The sequence below is a fragment of the Capsulimonas sp. genome (genome assembly GCF_039929585.1).
Lineage (GTDB): Bacteria > Armatimonadota > Armatimonadia > Armatimonadales > Capsulimonadaceae > Capsulimonas.
On the sequence record NZ_JBDSQY010000006.1, the window covers coordinates 1 to 5320 of the forward strand.

A 5320-nucleotide genomic window follows, 5' to 3' on the forward strand; every position below is an offset into this window, starting at 1 on the left:
TGTCGATCTTCTTTTTCGTGCCGACCATTGAAGGTGTGAGAATCCAACGGATTTGACCATTCTCCGCCCTCGATACGGATTGCATTTAGTGTAGCGAACTGTCTCACCTATTATAGACACAGAGGGCCCATCATAAGGACTATTATTTGGGGCGGCCCGCCTAGACGGAATCGGAGTGCTCCATGGGTTGTTCGCATTCACGCCAGATGCGCCATCGGCAAGCTGAATTTGATAAGGCTCATTGGCCGTTGCGTGAAACTCGTCCATCGCCGACAGTCGGATAGGCGCACGCTGTCGACGCTGCGTTGGATTGGGCATTATAAACCTCCAGAATGTGATGAAAATTTGGTCGAAACGATACTATGGGCGACCTTAAGACGACGTATAAACGGTTCACGATTTGCAAAGGCGCTAGGGCATCCCTGTCCATCATCGCAGGCGAATGCGAATGCGAGAGTAGAGCATGGAGGTGAACTCTAATTTATCGGGCTCCCGTACAAAATTAGGATTTACATCAGCCTTTGTTCCGCCTAGCTTCACGGTCCGCAGAGGCCGCGTGTCCTGATAAACCGCAAACGGAAAGATCATAAAGTCAAAGCGGCCAAAATAAGAAAGATTTTGAAGGTTGACATTAAGGACGCCAATTTCGTCACCGGCGCGCGGAACCAGATACGCCGTAGATTCTCCCCAAAACGCTTCTTCGTGCGGCGCGACGAGCCAATCGCCATTAGGCATTTGATAGACGGCAGCCTTCCAACTTTTTTGTCCGTTGACTGTCACCGATGCCGACATCAACTGAGGCCGCCAGCGCCCACGCGTCACGACGCCGATCCAGCCAATCAGCACGATGAGCACAAATAAAACCGCCAGCAATCTCCGGTGGTGACGTAAAATCCAATTTTTCATCATCTCTACCAATAAATCTGCATGTACTCGTGATCAAGCACCTTAAAAATCCATTCGAAGGCGTCGGTATTGCACACGCAGCCTCAAGAATTTCACTTAACGCTCCCAGCCTTACTCGGCCTCCGCTTCCTCAGCGGCGACTGCTTTCAGCAACGCGTCAACGAACGTTGATCCCAATTCCGTAAACTCCTCATTCACATGATCCTGCAGGAAATAACAAGGCGTGCTTGCCTCCTCGCGCAGTGCGAGTGAAAAGGAAGTCGTTTGCGCCAGATAAAGATATGTCGCTTCGTGATCCACCTGGCGCAGGATATCAATGCCGTGAAAATCCCACCACTCGTATTGAAAGCCGTTCGTTTCCCGTAACAAAGCAGCATAGTCGCTAGGCGTTGCGGTCAGAATGCGCCCCAGCATCTGATCGATCTCGGACTCCTGAGCTGGCGGCTTGACATCCGTGATCGTCCCATGGCTTCGCAGCGCATCCAAAATCGGTGTTGTGGTTGGCGCTTCTCCTAGATTACGCGGCAAATCAGGTGTCATCAGATCGGCGTAAATTTCCAGAGACTTCAGCGTAAAGGGTTTCTCCAGCGCCACGCGAGGCGGACGATTGAATTCTAAATTGACGATCCGACCGGCATGAAAAATAACATCGCAGCGCACTGTCTCCCCCGACTGCGTCGTAATCCAGAGCCGCACCGCGTGCATCTGTGCGCGTGTATTCGGAAACAATTTGAGCTTTGCCGTGTCGTGGGGCTGAAACTCAACCAGCTTATCAGAATACATGCGCGTGAGAGATCCAACGTCGGCAATCTGAGCGTCAAAAACAGCTTGTCCCGTTTCAGGAAGCCGCTCCCGCAGCCAATCTAAACACTGTTGTTCGTACGGTCTGCGTTTGGGCGAGCCATATAACAATCGGCTTAAGAAACGGTTCATTTTTGCAATCTCTCTCCATGTGGATATCTGATGAGGTCACTTCTCGCGTCCCAATACTCTGTGCCCCTGCCCCAAAGCGGCCCCTGCGCCTGTACCATAAATACTCCTGGGAACTCGATCCAACTGCTGAACAGTTGGCGAAAATCTCGTTGGCTGGACAGCCTTTGCCAGGTATCGGAATGGGTCGTGCATGGAATGCCGTTGCGGCGTCACATAATTGCCGTTCCATTTCGAACGGCCGAACTTATTCATGATCCATTTAGAACCGGTTTTCTTCAAGTAACGATTAGGAATCCAATGCGAGAATTCCGTAGTCGAAGTCTTAACCCCGGACGCCGTTAACTTAGCCGCCTCTTTTTTGCTAATCGCCACGCCGGCCGCCTTCAACCCGCCGCCCGCTCCCATCAAGGCCGAGTGGATCGTCCCAAGCGCTTCACCTGCATGATAGCCAAGTGAATCATATTGTACGGCATCATTGGCGTCTCCGACACCCAATGCTTCGCCGATATATTTCCGCGCAATTTTTGGAGCCCCAAACGCCAGTGTATCGCCCCAGCCCGCGCTGACATTTGCGGTTGGCTGAAGCACGTCATGACCAAAGAATACTCCAAACTCAGTGTCATTTGGATCGAACGGATTATGGGAGACAGGCGCGCTCTGAGGAATAGATCGTCTCTCCCTGGCAGTATGAGAAGCCCCTTGTCTCTGATTGCTTCCACGGGGCGCCGTGGGAGTTGTCGACATTGACTGGCTGTTTTTCACTGCCGACATATGGGTGGGCCGTATGGGATTGTGAACACGATGGCTCGATGAATTTCGGACAGGCGCACTCTGTTCTGGATGCTTCCGATCCGTGAAGTCCATCGAATGATGCGCGGCGTCATAATGCGCGCCAAACCCTGGCTCATTACGAGCGGTCGCAAACGTATATCCAGGAAGGCTTGTCGGAAGTGTCCTGGCGCTTAAGACGCTTTGAGCGCTTTTCAGAAATTCCGTTTGCGCTGGATTAATGACCAGTGGCTGTCGCTTTTTCGTCGATTTCACGGCCATGGCCTGCTTCTCCTTTATAAAATCGCTCATCTGTATACAACACTCGCGGCGCCGGCGCCAACCCGGAAACATTCACGAGAAATATTTATTCCTGCCCGCTCGCCGCCGCCAGCGTTCTCGTCAGCAGCGGGTCGGAGGCGGCCAGCTTCGACAGCAGCTGCGCCTTCCCGCGCTCGTACTCCGCGCGCCACAGGTCGGCGCGGGCGGCAAGGCTCGGGTCCTCCAGGTTCTTTTGGGCGATCATCACCGCCGCATAGAACACCATCAGCTTCGTCAGATCGGACGGAAGCCAGCTCGGCTCGTCGTCCGCGTCCACGAGCGGCGACGGAAGGACAAAGCCGTTCGCCACCACCGTCTGCGAGGCGCTGGGAATCGGATACAGGCCAATCCCGTTCTGCCCCGTGTCATACCAGTAAAGCGGCGTTCCCGGCGCGTCGGCGGCCCACGTCGGGTAGTAGTTCTCCAGCGCCGAACGGCTGCAATGAGTGAGAGCCGTCCCGCCCCAAGCAACGCCCCGCGCAAACCAGAGCGTCAAACTTTCCGGGACCGTAAACACCGAAAGCAGCGCCGCCTGCGCACCGCCCGGCCAGGAGAACGTTCCCGCCTGGACAATTGGAAACGCCGACCGCGCCAGGTCCGCCGCCGCCTCGTTCAGATACTGAGTGATTGTCGCCGCCGTCGCGACCGTCGCCCCCATTCCCGTCCCCGTCTCCAGGTTGCCGGCGCTCGAATTGTCCGCTTCGTTCAGCCGACTCAGAACGTCACGCTGCAAGGCCCCCAATGACTGCGCCATATCGAAGTCCTCCTAGACCGAAAGTGACTGAACCTGCGCCGAGATCGCCGAGGCGATCGTCGTACACGCTGCGACATTGGGGTGAGTGCCGTCGCCGGCGTTCGTGTAGTTCGGCAGCCACAGCCCGGAGTTGCGCGCGGACTCCACGGCGTCCGCAACCTCGATGCACCCCGAAAGCGGCGCCGGAACGGTTCGGATCCAGTCATTGAGCTGCGTTCGAATGCAAACGCCCGGCCCGAACGCTGCGGACTTCGGTGTCTGATTCACCGTCGTCGCATACGAGTCCGACGAATTGGTCGACGGCGTGATCGTACATTGATAGACCTTGCAGCCCCGCAGTGACAGGGCGTTCCAGATATTGAGCAGATCCGCCTGGATCTGCACGAGAGTCCGTCCATTGCCCATGTCATTGACCCCAAGCTGCACCAGCGCATGCGAGCAGCCCCGCGCCAGCCGGATGCGCCGGGCGCGCGTCGTCCCCTGAAAGTTCAGCGCCTGCTCTCCTGCCATCGACAAGTTGATATGTCCCACGGTCTTGTTGATCGCGCGGATGATATAGCCGTTGTCGTTCGGAGTATCGGCCTGTCCCCGAAAGATGCTGTCGCCGATCAGCGCCAGCGTCGCCTGATTTCGAGGGCTGCACGCACCGACAATCGCCAGCGGATGGTAGGCGAATGCAAACGCCGTGGGCACCGTACCGCTCGTCGAAAGGTCCGACGGCGCTGCGCTCGCGTTGTTGCCCTCGCCATTCGTCGTCTGCGTCGTCAGTCCCAGGGGCCACTTCTGCCCCGCGCTCGCCACCGTCACATAAGTCCGCGTATAAAACGCCGCGCCCGAAGCAATATCGACGCCCACGGGATCAGAGACCAGAAGCCCGCCAGGCTTGATCGTCGCGCTGCGCTGTCCACCAAAGAACAGGGGGTAAAACGTCCCGCTCGGCGTTTCGATCGCAGCGCTGCTGATGGTAATGTCGTTCGGCCCATCCACATCAATATTGTAAAAGTTGCCGTAAACCACTTGCAGGTCCGCGGCGGTCCGCGTGGCGTTATGCTGCACCCGATATGTGCCGCCCGTGACCACGCCATCGCTCAGCCCCGCGCTATAAGACGAACAGCGCGTCGCCACTACCGGTCGATTGATCACCGCCCCCGGATCGGCTACTCGATCCGTCACATTCGTCTTGGCCGCGAGAGCGCCTCCGAGACCGGAAATCTTGCTGACATGGATCGCCAAGACAGTTACCCCACCCTTCCCAGCGTCACAAAGTCGCTGATCGTCAAGATCGGATACGTCGCGTCCGGCGTATACGCCCCCACCGTTCCGTCCACGTTCCCACCCAGTCCAAACGAGACATTCGCGCCGGTGATCCGTCCCATAAACCCCGTCGCCGCCTGCGGAACCACCGCGCCGCTCAGGTCCTTAAACGTCTTCGCCGTCGCCGCCACCGTCCCCGTAAACGCCGCGCCTTCCTGACGCCCATGCATATTCACAAAGTATCCCGAGACCGTCGCCGTCCCCGCCAGCGCCACAAACACATACGCAATCAGCGGCGCTGGCGTACTGGTCAGATCGACCACATAATTCGCATGCGTTGAAAAATCCGACATCGTTGCTTCTCCTTAAACGGCCCTCACCCCC

6 protein-coding genes are annotated in these 5320 nt (G+C 57.0%); all 6 read right to left on the reverse strand.

Features of this window, described 5'->3' with window-relative positions; all coding sequences use genetic code 11:
• Positions 1–429: 429 nt before the first annotated feature.
• Entirely contained in the window at positions 430–909 is a 480-nt protein-coding gene (locus ABIZ35_RS00380) for a hypothetical protein (RefSeq protein ID WP_348217890.1), read from the reverse strand.
• Positions 910–1017: 108 nt separating this feature from the next.
• Complete coding sequence (locus ABIZ35_RS00385) at positions 1018–1689, reverse strand: hypothetical protein (RefSeq protein WP_348217891.1); 672 nt, start codon at positions 1687–1689, stop codon at positions 1018–1020.
• 186 nt (positions 1690–1875) lie between these two features.
• Positions 1876–2889, reverse strand: coding sequence for a hypothetical protein (locus tag ABIZ35_RS00390; protein WP_348217892.1), 1014 nt, complete (start codon positions 2887–2889; stop codon positions 1876–1878).
• A gap of 85 nt (positions 2890–2974) precedes the next feature.
• A complete protein-coding gene (locus ABIZ35_RS00395) occupies positions 2975–3682 on the reverse strand; it encodes a hypothetical protein (RefSeq protein WP_348217893.1) in 708 nt (235 codons plus the stop codon).
• Between the two features lie 12 nt (positions 3683–3694).
• Positions 3695–4915 carry a GDSL-type esterase/lipase family protein gene (locus ABIZ35_RS00400; protein ID WP_348217894.1) on the reverse strand — a complete coding sequence of 407 codons (1221 nt, stop codon included), beginning with the start codon at positions 4913–4915 and terminating at the stop codon, positions 3695–3697.
• 5 nt (positions 4916–4920) lie between these two features.
• Positions 4921–5289: a hypothetical protein gene (locus ABIZ35_RS00405; protein WP_348217895.1), complete on the reverse strand. Its 369-nt coding sequence runs from the start codon at positions 5287–5289 to the stop codon at positions 4921–4923.
• Between the last annotated feature and the right edge of the window lie 31 nt (positions 5290–5320).